Below are 16644 nucleotides of genomic sequence, written 5' to 3' on the forward strand. Positions count from 1 at the left end.
ATGACCCACACCAGCGGCGCACAAACCTCCGAGCAAAGTAACAAACCCCGCTTTCTTATTAGCGATCTCTGCGCCTATCTCGAATCTTATTTGAGTGTTGAGCATGTTCGTGAAGTCTATCGGTCTTACGTATTCAGTGCAGAGGCACATGAAGGGCAAAAACGCCTCAGCGGTGAGCCCTATATCTACCATCCCCTGGCGGTTGCCCGCATTCTGGCCGATATTCGGCTAGATCATCGTTGCATCATGGCCGCCATCATGCATGATGTGTTGGAGGATACCACGGTCACCAAGGCTCAATTGGCCGAGGAGTTTGGTGAAGAGGTGGCCGCGCTGGTTGATGGTGTGAGCAAGTTGAATCAGATTAACTTTCCCTCAAAGGCCGAGGCTCAAGCGGCTAGCTTCCGTAAAATGCTTCTGGCGATGACCCAGGATATCCGCATCATCCTGATCAAGTTGGCGGATCGTCTGCACAATATGCGTACCTTGGAGGTAATGCGGCCTGAGAAATGTCGCCGTATCGCCCGCGAGACGCTGGAGATCTATGCGCCAATTGCCCATCGCCTGGGTATCTATCGTCTGCGTACCGAACTGGAAGAGCTCTGTTTTGCCGCCTATTGGCCGATGCGGTATCGCGCCCTGAAGGAGGCGGTGAGTACGGCACGTGGCAATCGAAAAGAGGTGATGAGCAATATTGATGCGGCACTGGTCGGTCGGTTAGAGCAGGAAGGCATTGTCGGTGTAGTGCGTGGGCGTGAGAAGCATCTATACAGTATCTATACCAAGATGCGGGACAAGAAGCGTTCGTTCTCAGAAGTCGTTGATGTATATGCCTTTCGCATCATTGTTGATCGGCTGGATACCTGCTATCGGGTGCTGGGTGTTGTTCATAACCTCTATAAGCCTGTCCCGGGTCGATTCAAGGATTACATCGCCATTCCCAAGGCTAATGGCTATCAGTCGCTGCATACCTTGCTGTTTGGTCCTCACGGTTTGCCTATTGAGATACAGATTCGCACGGTAGAGATGGACCGGATGGCTGATTCGGGCATTGCCGCCCATTGGCTATACAAATCCAGCGAAAATCAGAGCGGAATGGCTCAGGCCGATGCCTCCAGCTGGTTGAAGAATCTACTGGAGTTGCAGAAAGATGCGGGTGACTCCATGGAATTCCTGGAACATGTCAAGGTGGACCTGTTCCCGGATGAGGTCTATGTCTTCACGCCGCGTGGGAAGATTATGGTGTTGGCCAAAGGGGCGACGGTCATCGATTTTGCCTATGCGGTGCATTCCGATGTTGGCAATCATACGGTGGCTGCGCGGGTCGATCGACACATGGTGCCGCTGCGTACCCGCCTCTATAGTGGGCAGACGGTTGAGGTGATCACATCCGAAACGGCCAATCCCAGTGCCGCCTGGCTCAATTTTGTTGTTACCGGAAAGGCGCGGGCCAATATTCGCGGCTATCTGAAGAATCTGCGGCATCAAGAAGCGATCACTTTAGGGCGCCGATTATTGAATAAAGAGCTGGCCCAGCACGAACTGAATATTGATCAAATCCCTCTTGAGAGTCTTGCTCAACTCCTCAAAGATTTTCACCTTACGACTAAGGATGCGCTGCTGGAAGAGATTGGTCTGGGCAACCGGATGCCATTTCTGGTGTCACGCCGATTGGTTGATTCTGCTATCGATCTACCAAAGGGGGAGGCGGTTGTTCCGAGTGCTGATTCAGCGCCACTGGCGATTACCGGCACTGAAGGTATGGTGGTACGTTTTGCCAAGTGTTGCCGTCCGCTGCCGGGAGATGAGATTGTGGCAATATTCAATCCCGGCAAGGGGATTGTTGTGCATCGCCATGAGTGCAGAAATCTGGGTGATTTCCGTAAGAGTGACAGTTGGTTGGATGTGAAATGGGAGGCAGAGCCGGCAGGTGACTTCACCACCGAGATCAAGGTGGATGTTGGTAACAAGCGAGGGGCATTGGCCTCGGTTGCCTCAGCAATCTCAGAGATGGGCTCCAATATCAAGAATGTGGTCATGGAGGAGCGTGATGGACTTACCTCTACGCTTCACTTTATTGTAGCGGTGGATAGCCGCAAACATCTGGCCAATATCATGCGTCGGCTGCGCTTGTTGAATACGGTATTGCGTATTTATCGGGTCGGTTAAAGGCAACTTATTCAGAGTACAGCAGATGGACCGAGAGATTATTCGCACTGACCAAGCACCCCAGGCCATAGGTACTTATTCCCAGGCCGTCAAAGTAGGGGCGACTGTCTATCTCTCAGGTCAGATTCCGCTGGTACCTGAGACCATGGAGATGGTTGAGGGGGATATTGAAGCGCAGATACGACGGGTGTTTGATAACTTGTTAGCGGTTGCCCGTGCGGCGGGTGGTGATCTGAGTAATGTGGTGAAACTGAATGTGTTCCTCACGGATCTGGCGCATTTCCCGGTTGTTAACAGCGTTATGGCAGACTATTTCAGTCAGCCCTATCCTGCCCGCGCAGCGATAGGTGTGGCGGCTCTGCCCAAGGGTGCGCAGGTGGAAATGGATGCGGTGATGGCGCTCTAACGTGCTTCTCCCTGGACAGTGACCGTCACGGATCGACGCTGTTTCCCGGTCCTGTGCTCCCATAGATAGATCCCTTGCCAGGTTCCTCTGGCGCAAAGTCCCTGAGTGACAGGCAACGTCAGATCCATATTGGTTAGGATGGCGCGGATATGTGCGGGCATATCATCCGGCCCTTCCATGCTGTGCTCATAGATAGGATCGCCATCAGGGATCAATCGACTCATGAATGTTTCCAGGTCTCGGCGTACGGCGGGGTCTGCATTTTCACATAATGTCAGTGATGCACTGGTGTGGTGTGTAAACACATGGCAGATACCAACCTCAATGCCGGAGTCCTTTACGATCTGTTCGACTTCACGCGTAATGTTATAGGTGCCGCGGCCGTTGCACTGGATCTGTAACTGAGCCTGATGAATCATTTTTATACTTCTCTGGTTAACTACGGATATCGCCAATCTTGTTGCGTACCGATTCCACCTTGCCTTTAAGTCGGTTGCTTTTACCCTTACGAATATCCAGCTTCAGTGATGAATAGACGCGATCGCAATCTGCCTGATCCAGTATGTTATAGGCTGATTCGACCAGGGTCATGGCCTGTGACAGGCTTTCAGTCTCAATGATGGTTCCCATTGGGGTGAGTTGGTAGTCAGCACCGCTCTCATGAATCATTTTGATGATTTGACTGACGTACTCACTGACACTCTCCCCTTTATCTGTTGGGAACATGGCGAACTCAAGTAGTACAGACATAGAGGTGACTCCTTAATTTGTTCTCTATACGTTTTCTATCCAGGGAATTCTGGTAATATTATCACGCCACAGCCACTCACTGATCTGAATATGGATGCGAAAGGTAATAGTCTAACGCCAACGGGCAAGCGAGCCGAGAGCCTGAGTCTGGATAAGATGCCGGTTAATGCCCTCAAAGGCGTTGGGCCACGCAATGCGGAAAAGCTGGCCAAGATCGGTATTAACAGTGTTCAGGATATCCTGTTTCATCTGCCGTTTCGGTATCAGGACCGCACCCGGGTTGTGCCAATCGGTTCGCTCCGTCCCGGTGACAGCGTGGTGATCGAGGGTGAGATTGAGTTGGCCGATATCCGTTTTGGCCGACGCCGTTCGCTGCTGGTGAGATTAGCTGATGGGACCGGTAGCCTTATTCTGCGGTTCTTTCATTTCTCCACTGTTCAAAAGGCAGCGCTGGTAAGGGGAAATCGACTGTGCTGTTATGGTGAGGTGCGTAATGGGCCGAGCTGTTATGAAATGGTGCATCCCGAGTATCAGCTCATAACCGAAGGCGCTGATACCGGTGTTGAGGATGCATTGACACCGGTTTATCCATCGACGGATGGGATGCATCAGTTAAGTTGGCGGGGTATGGCAGCGCGCGCAATGGTGCTGCTTGATGCCCACCCGGAGTCGTTACCCGAGTGGCTACCCGATGAGCTGTTACAGCGTTTTCGATTGCCTGATCTGGTGGCTGCCCTTACTTATCTGCATCGGCCACCACCTGATGCCCCCCGGGAAAACCTACTGGCAGGCACGCATCCGGCACAGCAGCGTCTCGCGTTTGAGGAGTTAATGGCTCATCAACTCAGCCTGCGTGAAACCCGTGGCCGACAAAAAAGACTCATGGCAACAGTATTGCAGCCTACGGGTGTATTGACGGAGTCGCTACTATCCCAATTGGCCTTTCGTCTGACGGCAGCCCAACAGCGGGTGCTGGGTGAGATTTCGGATGATCTCGCGCTGGATCATCCGATGTTGCGTCTGGTTCAGGGTGATGTGGGTTCGGGGAAAACAGTAGTGGCGGCACTGGCTGCGCTTCAATCTATCGAGGCGGGATATCAAGTCGCCCTCATGGCGCCGACTGAACTGCTTGCCGAGCAGCATCTGCGCGTATTCAAACAGTGGTTTGAGCCGCTTGGGCTAGAGGTTTCATGGCTCACGGGTCGGCATAAAGGTCGGGTGCGCGAACAGCTGCTGGGTGATCTTGCAGAAGGGCGGTCACCGATTGTGGTTGGTACTCATGCGCTGTTTCAGTCTGATGTGGTTTTTGAAAAACTGGGACTGATCATTATTGATGAGCAGCACCGGTTTGGTGTGCACCAGAGGATGGCGCTACGTAATAAGGGTGCCAACGAAAAAGTACCTCACCAATTGATCATGACGGCTACGCCGATCCCGCGGACACTGGCTATGACAGCGTACGCTGATCTGGATCTGTCGATTATTGATGAGTTGCCACCGGGACGTGCACCGGTGGCCACTGTGGTGATCCCGGATAGTCGTCGGGCCGATGTGGTTGAGCGGGTGCGCAGTGCCTGTCTTGATGGGCGACAAGCCTATTGGGTTTGCACCTTGATTGAAGAGTCCGAGGCATTGCAATGTCAGGCGGCTGAAGAGTCCCGAATCACCCTGCAGGAAGTCTTACCAGAACTGCGAATTGGACTGGTGCATGGGCGGTTGAAGGCGGCGGAGAAAGAGGCGGTCATGGCGGCCTTTAAACAGGGTGAGTTGGATCTTCTTGTGGCTACCACGGTCATTGAAGTGGGTGTGGATGTGCCAAAGGCGAGCCTGATGATTATTGAGAATCCTGAGCGACTGGGTTTGGCGCAGTTGCATCAACTGCGTGGTCGTGTCGGGCGTGGTGCGGTAGAGAGTCACTGTGTCCTGATGTATCACCCGCCCTTGTCCCAGAATGCCCAACAGCGCTTGGGTGTCCTGCGTGAGACTAATGACGGTTTTGTCATTGCACAGAAAGATCTGGAGTTGCGTGGACCAGGTGAGGTGCTGGGCACCCGGCAGACGGGAGAGATGCAGTTTCGGATTGCAGATCTTCTGCGTGATCAATCACTGTTGGATGAAGTCCAGGAGGCAGCTCAATTGCTGCTTGAGCATTACCCTGAGCGGGTAGAGCCTTTAGTGCGACGTTGGATTGGTGATAGGCAGCATTATATCAACGCCTGAAACGGGTGGCCCTCGGTGCCCTCCAATTGTAGGAGAAAAGCGCTGTGAAATCGGAGATAATGCTCGCTTTGCAGTAACGGGGTCGGGTTATTTTTGATGGGTTTACAGGGCAAGCGAGAGCCACACTGGGCGACATGGGGTCGGATGCGGCAACGTGATGTGCCTAGCGGGATTGAGCATTGGTTGCGTGACCGAGGATCGCTTACCGCGCGCCTTAAGTCTGTTTCTGGCAACCAATTCCGGGTTAATGTACTCAGTCAGGGGTGGGCAAGGCCACTCGATAGTGAGCGGCGGTTACTGGGGATGCGGCAGGGTAGCATTGCCATTGTTCGTGAGGTGGAGTTGGTCTGCGCTGGCGTCCCCTGGGTGTTTGCCCGTACCTTGATCCCGGTGCGAAGCTTGATCGGCCCCGCCAGGCGTCTAGCTAAGCTGGGTTCACGGCCCTTGGGTGAGGTACTGTTTGCAGACCCCTCTATGCAGCGTGGGGTGACCCAGATGGCACGATTGGTTCCTGGACATTGCCTGTTTACCTCGGCTACGCAACATCTGCCAGAGGCTAAGGTGATTTGGGGGCGGCGCACCCTGTTTCATCTGTCTAAAAAACCGTTACTGGTGAATGAGATTTTTTTACCCGATATTCCTGAGAGTCCTGCATGAATCACCCCGAATTTGAGATCAAGGAGGTCATGGCTCCCCGTACTTGGCAGCAACAGTTCGATGGCTATATTCGCTTGATACGGCTGGATAAACCGATCGGCATTTTACTGTTGCTCTGGCCGGCCCTCTGGGCGCTCTGGATGGCGGGTGCAGGACAACCGCGGTGGGGTGTGGTGCTGATCTTTATTCTGGGTGTTGCGCTGATGCGTTCGGCGGGATGTGCGATCAATGATTATGCCGATCGGCATTTTGATGGAGAGGTGGCGAGAACCTGTGGGCGGCCGCTGGCGACAGGTCTGGTTAGTCCAAAAGAGGCCCTATGGATTTTTGCCATACTCTGTTTGATCGCCTTTGGCTTGGTACTATTGCTCAATCAACAGACAGTTGTGATGTCATTTGTGGCAGTGTTACTGGCCGCGCTCTATCCCTTTATGAAGCGCTTTACCCACCTCCCACAGCTGGTGCTGGGGATGGCCTTTGGTTGGGCTGTACCCATGGCCTATATGGCACTGACAGAGGCGATACCGCTGATCGCCTGGGTATTGTATGTCGCGACAATCGTCTGGGCGCTGATCTACGATACAGAATATGCCATGGTAGATAGGGATGATGACCTGCGGATTGGGGTGAAATCGACCGCAATCCTGTTTGGCCGATATGATCGGTTGATCATTGGACTGTTGCAGTTGGTCATGATAGGACTGATGATTACAGTGGGTATACAGGTGGGGCTGGGTCTTTACTACTATCTCGGTTTAACAATCGCATCGCTGTTGTTTGTCAGGCAGCAGCAGCTGATTAGCAACAGAGAACCCGCTGCTTGCTTCACCGCTTTTCTGAACAACAATTGTGTCGGTATGATGATATTTTTTGGATTGCTGTTGGATTATTTTATCGGCTGAGGCAGATGAAGTGACCCGGTGGATTGACCACCGGGCCGTGGTATTGTCAGCTTAATGGGCCTGAGATTTTCGCTCGTTCCATTTGGCCGCTTCGTCATCCCAGTCGTCGGTACGGACGTAGGGGTTAGTGCGCGGTTGTGAGATCATCTCTGGTTCGATCTCAAGATCAAGGCCTTCAAGGAAGTTGATCAGACCGATGCGTTCAATCATCTCGCCTGTACGCTCATGTTCCAGCGCGTTCTCAGCGAAGAAGTCGAGGATTCCGGTACTCAGTTCTTCAAGCCACTCAAAATCCTCATCGGTTTCAAGCTTATGGAATGGTACGATCACTGTGCCCATCAGATCGCCGATCTTCAATGTACGCTTGCCACCCACCAGGATACTGACGCCTTTATCTTCACCAGGAGAGAGTGCCTTGGTCATGACGTTAATGCAGTGCATGCAACGCACACAGTTGTGATTGTCCACCTCTAGGGTGTCGTCGTCATTGAGTGACAGAGCCTGAGTAGGGCAGCGGGTGATGACGTTGTCGATGACATACTTCCGCCCCTTTTTGGCGACATAGTTCTGTACTTCGACCTGATCAACCTTCATCGCATCTCGCCAGGTGCCGATCATTGCCACGTCGGCGCGCTGAATGGAGTTCATGCAGTCGTTGGCACACCCTGAGGCCTTAAATTTCAGCTTGTAGGGGAGTGCGGGGCGATGCATGTCATCCAGGTTGGCATTGACGCAGGTGCGCATGGCGCGTGCTTCGTCATAGCAGGATTGTTCGCAGCGTGCAGCACCGACACAGGACATACCGGTACGAACCGCAGGGCCCGCGCCACCCATGTCAAAACCGGCCTTGTTAATCTCATCAAACGCCTTCTGTACATTCTCAGTGGTACAGCCCTGGAACATGATGTCACCGGACTGCCCATGAAAGGCGATCAGACCGGAGCCATATTTTTCCCAGATATCGCATAGGGTCCGAATGGTCTTGCTATCATAGTGCATGCCGGGTGGTGGCATGATGCGCAGCGTGTGAAACTCGGCGGCATCAGGAAACAGGGGTTTGTTGTTGGCATCTTTCAGTTCTGTGAAGCGGGGGATGACACCGCCACCATAACCAATGACACCGACTGTGCCACCCTTCCAATAGCCTTTGCGTGTCTCATATGAGGTCTCAAGCTGACCCAGCAGGTCGACCATCATGTTGTTGTCTTTTGCCAGGCGCTTGAGCCCGGTTACAAAACTTGGCCAAGGGCCGCCCTCCAGCTGATCCAGCATCGGGGTATCATGCATCGGTTTTGTCATACTTCACCTCCCAAAATCACCTACGCTACTTTATTTGTAAAGGGCAGCGCTTGCCCGTCCGGGCTGTCTGTATATTATGAGCCCCACCGTTAAATGTGGGTTCTGCTGTTAATCCAACAGCTTGACGATGATGATAGATCAAAAGAATACCAAGTAAACCACTTGGTAATTGGGGTAGGTAAAAAAATGCCCGGCGGGGAGCCGGGCGAAAATCTCTCTATGCACTGTTCAGAGAGAGGAGGATCTCTGCCTGGGCCGGTTAATGACCGTCACAGGACGTTGATAAGGTGTTGCCGCTAGCGTTACTTTTTGAAGGCTTCGCCGGCTACTGCAGACACTTTGCTGTTGAAGGTGTTGATGCCATTCTCCAGCCAGCTGCGGTACTCGTTACTGGCCTGACTGGCCAGATCGACGGCTTCACGGCCTTTAACAGCCATGTTCTCGCTCAATGCTTTACCCAGTGCGGCCTGGTTTTCCAGTACAGTCTTGATATCCTGTGGGTTGCCGTTGGCTGCGATCTGGTCTATACCTGCATCAACAAACAATCCAAATGCATCCATCTGTTTTTCAACCAATTTCTCCCAGGTGCGGAGGTTGATTTCAGCCAGCGAACGGATGTTTTCGTAACCGTTAATGCCAAAGTCTTTGATCAGTTCCAGATTTGCTTTTGGGTCGTTCATTGCGTCTTCTCTGCGAATTGTGCGTTGCAACAATATTGCGGTGCAGCATATTGCTTTTGTTGGGGGGTGTCAATAGGTCAACGAAAAAAATTGTGCGGCGCGTCATTATACAGATAAACAGACACGCCCCTCGGGAGGAGGGATTAGGAGGAGGCTGCGGGGTATCTACTCTTCTTTCTTTCTATTGCTGGCGCTTGCCATGCCAGCCGCCTTAAAGAAGCTGGTCTGCATATCTGACCAGATTTTCATGTTCTGTTCAGCCATGCTGGTCATGGCCTTCATGGGGTCCCCGCTGACGGTATTATTCAGCTGTTCCTGCTGTTGCACGAACATTGTAAGACTCTCTTCCAGGTAACGGGCCAAAATGCCTTGGACAGTACCGCCGTAGAATCGGATGATTTGTGAAAGCATCTTGGCACTGAACAGCGGTTCGCCACCGGACTCTTCGTCCAGCATGATCTGTAACAGGATGGAGCGGGTGAGGTCTTCGTTGGTATTGGTGTCTACAACCTGGAAATCACTCCCTTTCATCACCAATTCGCGTATATCACTGAGGGTAATATAACGACTCAGCTCTGTATCATAGAGGCGGCGATTGGGGTACTTTTTTATAATTCTGGTGTTGGACATGTAGCCAGATCCTCAGTATTAAATTCCATCTGCCCCTATAGTTTACCCGTGAAATTTACGAAAGGGAAAACTCTTTGGTCGTGTGGTTGTTGTCGCGTGGGGTAAATACTGTATGGATCGATAAAACTGTGAACAGTTTTGGATTGGAAAAACCAATCTGGCGGTCAATACCCACTTAGAATATTGACCGCCATGACTCGGTGTATCGGGTACTAATCGCGCTCTACGGCCAGCGCCACACCCATGCCACCCCCAATACAGAGCGTGGCGAGACCTTTTTTGGCGTCCCGCTTGGTCATTTCATGGATCAGTGAGACCAAAACACGCGCACCGGAGGCGCCAATCGGATGGCCCAGTGCAATAGCGCCACCATTAACATTGATCTTCTCAAGATCCCATCCCATCTCTTTATTGACGGACATCGCTTGTGCTGCAAAGGCCTCATTGGCCTCGACCAGATCCAGATCACCGACACTCCAGCCTGCCTTCTTGAGGCATTTGGTTGATGCAGGGATCGGGCCTGTACCCATGATGGCGGGATCGACGCCGCTGGCAGCAAAGGCCTTGAGGCGGACCATCGGTGTCAGACCCAGTTCCAGTGCCTTGCTCTCTTTCATGACGATAACAGCGGCAGCGCCGTCATTCAGGCCGGATGCGTTGCCTGCGGTAACGGTACCTTCACGATTAAAGGCGGGGCGCAAATTACCCAGCTTTTCTGCCGTGGTGCCATGGCGTGGGAATTCGTCGCTACTAAACAGGACGGGGTCACCTTTTCTCTGAGGAATCTCGACAGGAATGATCTCATCCTGGAAGCGGTTAGCCTTCTGCGCGGCTTCCGCTTTTTGTTGTGAGGCGGCGGCGAATTGATCTTGGGCTTCGCGGCTGAAGTCAAACTGGGTGGCGATATTTTCTGCAGTCACACCCATGTGGTACTGATTGAAGGCATCCCAGAGACCATCAACAATCATGCTGTCTTTCAGTTTCCAGTCACCCATCATCTGCCCTTTGCGGGAACCGGGAACGACGTGGGGAGACAGGCTCATGTTTTCCTGGCCACCCGCGATAACAATATCGGCATCGCCGCAGGCTACGGCTTGCATCGCCAGATGAACGGCCTTCAGGCCACTGCCGCATACCTTGTTGATTGTCATGGCAGGGACATCTTGAGGCAGTCCGGCACCCAGCGTGGCTTGCCGTGCAGGATTTTGACCGCAACCTGCTGTCAGGACTTGACCCAGGATCACCTCATCGATCTGATCAGGAGAAAGCTTGGTCTTTTCCAGAAGGCCTGCAATGACCTTGGCGCCCAATTCGCTGGCGGGTATGCCGGCTAGGGTGCCGGAAAAGCTGCCGATGGCAGTTCGACCTGCCGCTACGATTACGATGTTATCACTCATGCGTATCACCTTCTGCTGTCATGGATGGGTGCTCAGTAGCGGTACTATATGGCTACGGCTTGTCCCATAGAAAATACGCCGCAAGGCGTCCTCAATATTACATAATATATTTCATTCGGTGGTCAGTGTAATGCAAAATGCTGCACTGCACCACAGTAGTTTGCATGCTAGTATGCAACTCATTTTTATTAGCACAGGGCTAGGAATCGATGGGGGAGCAGGATTTCTTGGGGGCCGAATGGCTGGCGGCACAGCGCGACTTTTGGGAACACTGGTCTGCTCAGACTAAGGCGTCGAATGAGCGGCAAACGGACAATCCCTGGGAGGCTGCGTTAGATCAGTGGTGGAAAAGCGTAGCGCCCGCCGCGCCTGAACTGATGCAGGAGCTCCTGGGAAAGACTGTGGCTCAGGCGAAACAGCTGTTCCAGATGGCTGAGCTGTTTGCACGACGTTCGGATGACGACGAATCGTTTGACTGGCAAACCGCCATTCAACAGACATTTGGTGATCTGCGGAGGATTATCGCGGGTATCACCGGCACCATGAATCCAGTGCCAGAGGATATGCTCAGTGAAGCCTCAATCGAAGATTCAGTCGCCTATCTGCAGCGTCTATTTACCTTTCCTGGATTAGGTCTTGGTCATCGAAGTCAGGCCCAGCAAAGGGAGATGATCGCCCGTTTGATTGACTATCAGAAGGCCCGCATGGACTATGAGCGCTTCTTTGTTGATCTGGGTAATCTTGCGGTCACCCGTCTCCAGGAAAAAGTGGCAGAGGTTGAATCTGGAGGCGGACGTATTGAATCCGCGAGGATGCTGTATGACCTCTGGGTGGAGGCGAGTGAAGCGGTCTATGCCGAGCAAGTGATGACCCCTGATTATGTCAGGCTTTATGGTGAACTGATCAATAGTCAGATGGCCGTGAAGCTGCAGATGCGCACGATGCTGGATGATAGTTTCACTGCTTTAGGGATGCCTACTACAAGGGATTTTCGTGCGCTGGAACAACGCGCCTACGATGATCGAAAAGCGATTAAAGCGCTGCAGAAGGAAATGCGGCGCGGCAAGGTGAGCGTTAAGAAGAAGGCAGCAAAAAAGAGAGTGGCGCCTCGAAAACGCGCCGCTTCACGAGACCGCTAATATGGCCCCAATTGATATTAAGCCCGAACAACTGGCTGAAGAGGTGGAAGGTTACAGCCGCAAGCTACACGCAGGCGTTGAGCGTTTACTGGGTGTGGGAGAGATCGAGGCGGGTGTCTCTCCCAGAGAGGTGGTGTATCAGGAAGACAAGCTTACCCTTTATCGTTATCTTCCTGATCCAGAGTCTGCTGTGCAGAATAATGAAACACCCCTCTTGATTGTCTATGCGCTGGTCAATCGGCCCTATATGACAGACATTCAAGAAGACCGCTCTACCATCAAAAGTCTACTGGCGGCGGGGCAGGAAGTTTATCTAATAGATTGGGGCTATCCAGATAGTGTTGATCGCCTTCTGACACTGGATGATTATGTTAACGGCTACATTGATCGCTGTGTTGATCAGGTCTGCCAAAGAAATCAGGTTGATCAGCTGAATCTGCTGGGTATCTGCCAGGGTGGCGCCTTGAGTCTTTGCTATACCGCGTTACATCAGGCCAAGGTAAGGAATCTGATCACCATGGTGACGCCGGTCGATTTTCAGACGCAGGATAATATGCTCAGTGCCTGGGTACAGCATCTCGACGTGGATCTCTTGGTCGAGACACAGGGCAATATTCCAGGGGAGTTTCTCAATTGGACCTTTCTGGCGTTGAAGCCCTTCACCTTGGGCGGGCAAAAATACGTCCATCTTCTGGATTCACTAGATGATGACGAACGCGCCAAAAATTTTCTGCGTATGGAGAAGTGGATATTTGACAGCCCGGACCAGGCCGGCGAGGCGTTCCGCCAGTTTATTAAGCAGTTCTATCAGCAGAATGCGCTCATCAAGGGGAAGGTAGATCTAGGTGGAAGACGGGTTAATCTGAAGAAAATCACTTGTCCTGTGTTGAATATTTACGGAGAACAGGATCATCTGGTGCCTCCGCGGGCGTCAATGGCATTAAAAGGGCGTATAGGCGGGAGCGATTACACTGAAGTGGCCTTCCCCGGCGGTCATATCGGGGTCTATGTCAGTGGCAAGGCTCAGGCACTGATCCCGCCAACCATAGGTGATTGGCTGAATCAGCGCTGATTATCTAGACCATCTTTCTCAGTTCATACTCCAGGATTCCCTCGGCGCCGGCCGCCACTAGACGGGGAATGAGGTTACGCACCTCGCCGACGTTAACGACCGTCTCTATGGCCAGCCACTCTTGATCGAACAGGTGGCTGACGGTGGGTGCGTGCAGACTTGGAAGCATCCCGACAATCTGTTCCAGCTGTTCTGAAGGGACATTCATTTTCAGGGCGACTTTCTGCCGGGCCGTGAGTGCGGCTTTCAGGAGCGTGGCGATCTGCTCTATTTTTTCGCGTTTCCAGGGGTCCTGCATGGCGGCCTTGTTGGCGATCAGCCGAGTCTCGGTGTGTAGGATATCGCAAACGATACGCAGGCCATGGGCGCGAATGGTGCTGCCAGTTTCGGTAATTTCGACCACCGCATCCACCAAGCCCTCAACAACCTTGGCCTCGGTGGCGCCCCAGGAGAACTCCACTTGGGCATTAATACCGCGCTCAGCCAGATAGCGTTTGGTGAAAGAGACCAATTCAGTGGAGATCTTTTTACCTTCCAGATCTTCAATGCGTTGAATAGGTGAATCCTTTGGTACTACTAGCACCCAACGGCAGGGTTGGTCTGAACTTTTTGAGTAGACCAGTTCGCTGATCTCTTCGACCTCTGTTTCCGATTCCGTCTCAAGAATCCAGTCGTGACCGGTAAGGCCCAGGTCGATGGTGCCGTTGGCGACGTAGGGGGCCATCTCCTGTGAGCGCACCAGGGCACAACTGATATCGGCGTCATCGATTGAGGGAAAATAGTTGCGGGATCGTGGGCTGATATTCCATCCGGCCTGTTTGAACAGGGAGAGTGTAGCGCTCTCAAGGCTGCCCTTGGGTATACCGAGTTTCAGTTGTGACATAGGACTCTTTCTTGTTCAGAAATAAAATGTGGGGGGATTTTAGCTGCATACCGGGGCGAATTTCCATTTGATCTGGATTATTGCCCGGATTAGTTGCCAAAATGCATGGCTCTACTTGGCATTGCCAGGGGTGAACTTGAGGCGATGACACATAACCGACCAGGGATACCGATTAAGTATCCCTAATCTTGAAGTCGTTGTGGTGAGGGCTATTTATTGTCGCGCAGGTACTGATAAATTTGATCCTTCATCAAGGCACGTCTCTTTTTCAGCTCTTCCATCTCCAGGTCATCAATGGGCTGATTCAACTCTTCAAGATTACGAATCTCGGTATCCAGCGCATCGTGTTGATCCATCAAGCTGGCAAATTGAGGGTCACTCTCGTGCAGGTTCTTTATGGTCTCCTCCAGATTGGGAAATTCGTGGAGGATATCGTGCATTTCTCCAAGCATGATGCTATTCCTTTTGGTTGATGTAAAAAGGGGTGCTGTATCAGCACTTTTTAATCTTTCATCTCCAATTATAGGGAACGAATGTGGCCTAGCCATGACTCAAGGCAATTGAATGGGTTGACCGGCCAGATTCGTGCCTAAGGTGTTCGGGCTAATGCCCAGACGTCAACCCGTTCAATGCCGGACCGTTTCAACAGCCGTGCTAATTCGGTGACCGTACTGCCCGTCGTTACCACATCATCCACGAGCGCTATATGTCGTGCTTCAATTGGATGCCTCAGGCTGAAGGCCCCACGGATATTCTTTTTGCGCTGCTGTTTTTTTAACCCGGCTTGGGGTGGATTGTCGATAATCCGCTCACAGCTGTACTGATCGATAGGAATGTCGAATTGCCTTCCAAGCAGTTTGGCCAGTTCAAGGGCTTGGTTATACCCACGTTCACGCAGTCGTGTGGCATGCAGCGGTACAGGGATTAAGAATTCAGGTCTGTCTGGAGTCGAGTCCACGTGAGCCAGCCAAAGTTGGCTAAGAAGGCGTCCCAGGGGGAGATTTGACGCAAATTTAAACTGCCCAATCAGGTGATCCAAGGGTTCTGCATAGCGAAAAGGAATCAGGCTGTGATCAATGGAGGGGTTTGTCGACAGGCAGTGTCCGCAGAGACCGTTTTGCTGGTCGGGGAGTGGAAGGGCGCAACAGGTACAGCAGTAGTGATTCAAGGGGATATCTTGATGACATCCTTGGCAGAGCTGGCCGTCTGAAGGGGCATCACATAACGGGCAGTGTGCTTGAAAAAGCCTATCCAGTATATTATTTATACAGTTGTTAACCATGCGATTCCATTATGGTTGACGAGCGACCTTGCTCAGGTATCATAGCGGGCGTTTATGAGGAGCCCGGCTCCTTTCCATTATCTACAAATTCTGTCATTTCGGACAGTGCATGAGGCATACAGATTATGAGCGAATCGAAGTCGAGACACGACTGGAGCCTGGATGAGATTGAATCTCTGTTCAATTTGCCCTTCAACGATCTGTTGTTTCAGGCGCAAACAGTACACCGTCAGCGCTTTGATCCCAACAAGGTACAGGTAAGTACGCTGTTGAGTGTCAAGACCGGTGCCTGCTCTGAGGATTGTGGCTACTGTTCACAAAGTGCCAAAAATGCCACGGATTTGGAAAAAGAGAAGCTGCTGCCACTGGAAGAGGTGAAAAGGGCGGCAACCGATGCCAAGCAGAAAGGCGCGACACGATTCTGCATGGGTGCGGCCTGGCGTAATCCCACGGACAAGAACCTGGAGCGGGTTGTGGAGATGATCAGGGCCGTTCACGATATGGGCATGGAAACCTGTGTGACCCTCGGCATGTTGACTGAATCGCAGGCGCAGAGCCTCAAAGAGGCTGGGCTGGATTACTACAATCATAATCTTGATACGTCACCAGAGTTCTATGGCAATGTGGTGACCACCCGAACCTACCAGGATCGCCTGGACACACTTGCCCGGGTACGTGATCGGGGCATTAATGTCTGCAGTGGGGGCATCCTGGGTATGGGCGAGTCACGCCGTGACCGAGCTTCCATGCTGCGTGAACTCTCCAATCTGCCAAAACACCCCGAGTCGGTACCGATTAACATGCTGGTACAGGTGGAAGGTACGCCGCTCTATGGTGTTGAGGAGCTGGATCCGTTTGAATTTATCCGGACCATCGCCGTTACCCGAATCCTGATGCCGCAATCCTATGTGCGCCTCTCTGCCGGCCGTACCGAGATGAGCGATGAGATGCAGGCGCTCTGTTTTATGGCCGGTGCCAACTCCATGTTCTATGGCGAGCGTCTGTTGACTACAGAGAATCCCAACGCTGACGCCGATCGCCAGCTGTTTGATCGTCTCGGACTGAATTTTGAGACGTCACATGAATTACAGGCGACCGAAAAAGAGTGTGACAGCAAAAGGAAGGTACGCATGGAGATTGAGTTTGGCTGATTGACAA

17 protein-coding genes are annotated in these 16644 nt (G+C 52.4%); 8 read left to right on the forward strand and 9 right to left on the reverse strand.

Features of this window, described 5'->3' with window-relative positions:
* Together spoT and FHP88_RS13620 are read left to right on the forward strand one after the other, a co-directional pair.
* Positions 1–2169: a bifunctional GTP diphosphokinase/guanosine-3',5'-bis pyrophosphate 3'-pyrophosphohydrolase gene (gene spoT, locus FHP88_RS13615; RefSeq protein WP_144359637.1), complete on the forward strand. Its 2169-nt coding sequence runs from the start codon at positions 1–3 to the stop codon at positions 2167–2169.
* A 25-nt stretch (positions 2170–2194) separates the two neighbouring features.
* Positions 2195–2575: a RidA family protein gene (locus tag FHP88_RS13620; protein ID WP_144359638.1), complete on the forward strand. Its 381-nt coding sequence runs from the start codon at positions 2195–2197 to the stop codon at positions 2573–2575.
* Here the strand turns inward: FHP88_RS13620 and FHP88_RS13625 are convergent.
* Positions 2572–2994 (reverse strand): secondary thiamine-phosphate synthase enzyme YjbQ, encoded by a 423-nt coding sequence (locus FHP88_RS13625; RefSeq protein WP_144359639.1) that lies wholly within the window; start codon positions 2992–2994, stop codon positions 2572–2574. The two genes, FHP88_RS13620 and FHP88_RS13625, sit on opposite strands and share 4 nt — an antisense overlap.
* Positions 2995–3010: 16 nt before the next feature.
* On the reverse strand, positions 3011–3325 hold the full coding sequence (locus tag FHP88_RS13630; protein ID WP_144359640.1) for an MTH1187 family thiamine-binding protein: 315 nt from the start codon (positions 3323–3325) through the stop codon (positions 3011–3013).
* A gap of 90 nt (positions 3326–3415) precedes the next feature.
* On the opposite strand from FHP88_RS13630, the gene recG reads away from it, so the two are divergent.
* The 3 genes from recG to ubiA all read left to right on the forward strand — a co-directional run bounded on the left by recG (position 3416) and on the right by ubiA (position 7104).
* Entirely contained in the window at positions 3416–5545 is a 2130-nt protein-coding gene (recG, locus tag FHP88_RS13635) for an ATP-dependent DNA helicase RecG (protein ID WP_144359641.1), read from the forward strand.
* A 96-nt stretch (positions 5546–5641) separates the two neighbouring features.
* Positions 5642–6202 carry a chorismate--pyruvate lyase family protein gene (locus FHP88_RS13640; RefSeq protein WP_144359642.1) on the forward strand — a complete coding sequence of 187 codons (561 nt, stop codon included), beginning with the start codon at positions 5642–5644 and terminating at the stop codon, positions 6200–6202.
* Positions 6199–7104: a 4-hydroxybenzoate octaprenyltransferase gene (gene ubiA, locus FHP88_RS13645; protein ID WP_144359643.1), complete on the forward strand. Its 906-nt coding sequence runs from the start codon at positions 6199–6201 to the stop codon at positions 7102–7104. The genes FHP88_RS13640 and ubiA overlap by 4 nt, the downstream gene beginning before the upstream one ends.
* Positions 7105–7155: 51 nt before the next feature.
* On the opposite strand, the gene dsrA is transcribed toward ubiA, so the two are convergent.
* The 4 genes from dsrA to FHP88_RS13665 form a co-directional block, all read right to left on the reverse strand.
* A complete protein-coding gene (gene dsrA / locus FHP88_RS13650; protein ID WP_144359644.1) occupies positions 7156–8403 on the reverse strand; it encodes a dissimilatory-type sulfite reductase subunit alpha in 1248 nt (415 codons plus the stop codon).
* Positions 8404–8705: 302 nt separating this feature from the next.
* A complete protein-coding gene (locus FHP88_RS13655) occupies positions 8706–9083 on the reverse strand; it encodes a phasin family protein (RefSeq protein WP_144359645.1) in 378 nt (125 codons plus the stop codon).
* Between the two features lie 165 nt (positions 9084–9248).
* On the reverse strand, positions 9249–9713 hold the full coding sequence (gene phaR, locus FHP88_RS13660) for a polyhydroxyalkanoate synthesis repressor PhaR (RefSeq protein ID WP_144359646.1): 465 nt from the start codon (positions 9711–9713) through the stop codon (positions 9249–9251).
* A 212-nt stretch (positions 9714–9925) separates the two neighbouring features.
* The gene (locus FHP88_RS13665; RefSeq protein ID WP_144359647.1) at positions 9926–11110 is read right to left on the reverse strand and encodes an acetyl-CoA C-acetyltransferase; all 1185 of its coding nucleotides are present in this window, start codon (positions 11108–11110) and stop codon (positions 9926–9928) included.
* 209 nt (positions 11111–11319) lie between these two features.
* On the opposite strand from FHP88_RS13665, the gene FHP88_RS13670 reads away from it, so the two are divergent.
* Positions 11320–12249: a poly(R)-hydroxyalkanoic acid synthase subunit PhaE gene (locus FHP88_RS13670; RefSeq protein WP_144359648.1), complete on the forward strand. Its 930-nt coding sequence runs from the start codon at positions 11320–11322 to the stop codon at positions 12247–12249.
* A gap of 1 nt (position 12250) precedes the next feature.
* Positions 12251–13321, forward strand: a complete 1071-nt coding sequence (locus FHP88_RS13675; RefSeq protein WP_144359649.1) for a class III poly(R)-hydroxyalkanoic acid synthase subunit PhaC — start codon at positions 12251–12253, stop codon at positions 13319–13321.
* Positions 13322–13325: 4 nt separating this feature from the next.
* On the opposite strand, the gene hisG is transcribed toward FHP88_RS13675, so the two are convergent.
* The 3 genes from hisG to FHP88_RS13690 all read right to left on the reverse strand — a co-directional run bounded on the left by hisG (position 13326) and on the right by FHP88_RS13690 (position 15486).
* Positions 13326–14204: an ATP phosphoribosyltransferase gene (gene hisG, locus FHP88_RS13680; protein WP_144359650.1), complete on the reverse strand. Its 879-nt coding sequence runs from the start codon at positions 14202–14204 to the stop codon at positions 13326–13328.
* A 209-nt stretch (positions 14205–14413) separates the two neighbouring features.
* Complete coding sequence (locus FHP88_RS13685; protein ID WP_144359651.1) at positions 14414–14656, reverse strand: YdcH family protein; 243 nt, start codon at positions 14654–14656, stop codon at positions 14414–14416.
* Between the two features lie 137 nt (positions 14657–14793).
* Positions 14794–15486, reverse strand: coding sequence for a ComF family protein (locus tag FHP88_RS13690; RefSeq protein ID WP_144359652.1), 693 nt, complete (start codon positions 15484–15486; stop codon positions 14794–14796).
* Positions 15487–15611: 125 nt separating this feature from the next.
* Here FHP88_RS13690 and bioB point away from each other — a divergent pair, with 125 nt between their 5' ends.
* A complete protein-coding gene (gene bioB / locus FHP88_RS13695) occupies positions 15612–16637 on the forward strand; it encodes a biotin synthase BioB (RefSeq protein WP_144359653.1) in 1026 nt (341 codons plus the stop codon).
* The last annotated feature ends 7 nt before the right edge of the window (positions 16638–16644 follow it).

The organism is Sedimenticola selenatireducens (assembly GCF_007625115.1).
In the GTDB taxonomy this organism is placed as follows: Bacteria; Pseudomonadota; Gammaproteobacteria; order Chromatiales; family Chromatiaceae; genus Sedimenticola; species Sedimenticola selenatireducens_A.

What these genes read in the sequence shown, in the direction of transcription:
- spoT (WP_144359637.1), top strand. Translation starts at nt 1, where the DNA reads ATGACCCACACCAGCGGCGCACAAACCTCCGAGCAAAGTAACAAACCC.
- FHP88_RS13620 (WP_144359638.1), top strand. Translation starts at nt 2,195, where the DNA reads ATGGACCGAGAGATTATTCGCACTGACCAAGCACCCCAGGCCATAGGT.
- FHP88_RS13625 (WP_144359639.1), bottom strand. Translation starts at nt 2,994, where the DNA reads ATGATTCATCAGGCTCAGTTACAGATCCAGTGCAACGGCCGCGGCACC.
- FHP88_RS13630 (WP_144359640.1), bottom strand. Translation starts at nt 3,325, where the DNA reads ATGTCTGTACTACTTGAGTTCGCCATGTTCCCAACAGATAAAGGGGAG.
- recG (WP_144359641.1), top strand. Translation starts at nt 3,416, where the DNA reads ATGGATGCGAAAGGTAATAGTCTAACGCCAACGGGCAAGCGAGCCGAG.
- FHP88_RS13640 (WP_144359642.1), top strand. Translation starts at nt 5,642, where the DNA reads ATGGGTTTACAGGGCAAGCGAGAGCCACACTGGGCGACATGGGGTCGG.
- ubiA (WP_144359643.1), top strand. Translation starts at nt 6,199, where the DNA reads ATGAATCACCCCGAATTTGAGATCAAGGAGGTCATGGCTCCCCGTACT.
- dsrA (WP_144359644.1), bottom strand. Translation starts at nt 8,403, where the DNA reads ATGACAAAACCGATGCATGATACCCCGATGCTGGATCAGCTGGAGGGC.
- FHP88_RS13655 (WP_144359645.1), bottom strand. Translation starts at nt 9,083, where the DNA reads ATGAACGACCCAAAAGCAAATCTGGAACTGATCAAAGACTTTGGCATT.
- phaR (WP_144359646.1), bottom strand. Translation starts at nt 9,713, where the DNA reads ATGTCCAACACCAGAATTATAAAAAAGTACCCCAATCGCCGCCTCTAT.
- FHP88_RS13665 (WP_144359647.1), bottom strand. Translation starts at nt 11,110, where the DNA reads ATGAGTGATAACATCGTAATCGTAGCGGCAGGTCGAACTGCCATCGGC.
- FHP88_RS13670 (WP_144359648.1), top strand. Translation starts at nt 11,320, where the DNA reads ATGGGGGAGCAGGATTTCTTGGGGGCCGAATGGCTGGCGGCACAGCGC.
- FHP88_RS13675 (WP_144359649.1), top strand. Translation starts at nt 12,251, where the DNA reads ATGGCCCCAATTGATATTAAGCCCGAACAACTGGCTGAAGAGGTGGAA.
- hisG (WP_144359650.1), bottom strand. Translation starts at nt 14,204, where the DNA reads ATGTCACAACTGAAACTCGGTATACCCAAGGGCAGCCTTGAGAGCGCT.
- FHP88_RS13685 (WP_144359651.1), bottom strand. Translation starts at nt 14,656, where the DNA reads ATGCTTGGAGAAATGCACGATATCCTCCACGAATTTCCCAATCTGGAG.
- FHP88_RS13690 (WP_144359652.1), bottom strand. Translation starts at nt 15,486, where the DNA reads ATGGTTAACAACTGTATAAATAATATACTGGATAGGCTTTTTCAAGCA.
- bioB (WP_144359653.1), top strand. Translation starts at nt 15,612, where the DNA reads ATGAGCGAATCGAAGTCGAGACACGACTGGAGCCTGGATGAGATTGAA.